We start from the raw sequence: 1491 nt of genomic DNA, 5'->3' as shown, positions 1-1491 counted from the left end.
TAGAGCAACAAGTAAACTTTCTTTAGAATGGACTGCGGATTTAAGCTTAATTTTTTCCTTCATAATCTGTAAAAGATAAGGTCATTATAGCACAATGATAATCTAATGTACTCTATTTAAAATAAAAAATTAAATCGCAAATTGTAAAATGAAGTTAGCCACCTTGAGTCAAGCAAAAAACATCTGAATCTCTTATACTAGAAGTTCGACCAAATAGTATAAAAAGGAAATTCAGATGCAAGACTATTCTATCACAAGCCAGAGCAAAGGGAAACACCTGACCAATCAAGACCGTTTAAACATTGAACGTTGGCACAATAAAGAAGGACTGAGCAACCGTGAGATTGCGCGCTTATTGAATAAAGCTCATGGGACGATTGACAGAGAGATGAAGCGAGGGGAAATCCAGCTCAAGCGGAAGGTAAAATACTCTGCTAAAAAGGCTCAAGAAAATTATGAAGGATTGAGGGCTCACAGTGTTCGTCCGAGTAAACTCACGACTGAGATTGATTGTTATGTGAGTACACGTCTTAAAGAAGACAAGGACTCTTTGGAAGTCATTCATCAGGCTCTAAAAGGAGTTTCTCTGAGCAGCCTCTACAATTGGGTCAACTGGGGCTGGTTAGAAGCCAAGCGTCATCATCTTTTCTATCCGCAGTATAAGGCGGCAAAGAAAATCAAACCTCGTGCGCCAAAGCATCCTTTTGGCAAGTCTATTGAAGAACGGCCTGAGTTCATTAACAATCGCTTAGAAGTGGGGCATTACGAGATTGACACGGTCATTCTTACGAGAGCTAAGAACAAGGTGCTTTTGACGCTCACAGAGCGAAAATACCGCACGGAGATCATTCGCTTGATTGATGGGAAAACAGCACAGGCGGTCAATGATGAGCTGGTGGAACTTCAAAAAAGTTATGACTTCAAATCCATTACCCCTGACAATGGCCATGAATTTGCAAGGCTCTCTGAGGTCGTAAGCTGTCCAGTTTACTATGCACACGCCTACGCGAGCTTTGAGCGAGGGACGAATGAAAACCATAACCGAATGATTCGTAGGCATCTGCCAAAAGGCACAACAAAGACGACCCCTGAAGAAGTCGCCGCTATCGAGTATTGGATGAACCATTATCCAAGAAAAATGTTCAACTATAAGAGTTCATATGAGATGAGCTTGGCTGGCTAACTTGGACTTGCAATTTGCGTAAAAAATTAAATGATCGCTAATAAGGGATATAAGTTATAAAATAATAAATATAGCATGAGAAATTAAATAGATTTCTTGTGTTTGGATAAGCAATATTAAAGGAGCGTGTGGTATAATTGACACAGGGCTTTCTTGTAAGCATATCCATTTTCTAAAAGGAGGAAAAGATATGCGTCGTTGGATTATTCATCTTGTTATGACTGTCATCGGAGCATCGCTAGGTGTTGCTGTTGTACCATCAATTTTAAAGGTATTTGGTTGGGACACAGGGATTTTGCAGAACGAAG

General features: G+C 40.1%; 1 protein-coding gene. It reads left to right on the top strand.

Going from position 1 to position 1491, the window contains the following annotated elements:
• Positions 1–235 precede the first annotated feature (235 nt).
• A complete protein-coding gene (locus tag ABT299_RS52665) occupies positions 236–1183 on the top strand; it encodes an IS30 family transposase (protein ID WP_003130410.1) in 948 nt (315 codons plus the stop codon).
• Positions 1184–1491: the final 308 nt, after the last annotated feature.

This window comes from Spirillospora sp. NPDC000708 (assembly GCF_040299565.1).
In the GTDB taxonomy this organism is placed as follows: domain Bacteria; phylum Actinomycetota; class Actinomycetes; order Streptosporangiales; family Streptosporangiaceae; genus Spirillospora.
This window is presented reverse-complemented; position numbering and strand designations above follow the sequence as displayed.

Excerpts from the sequence above, each read along its gene's own strand:
- ABT299_RS52665 (WP_003130410.1), top strand. The coding sequence starts at position 236 with ATGCAAGACTATTCTATCACAAGCCAGAGCAAAGGGAAACACCTGACC.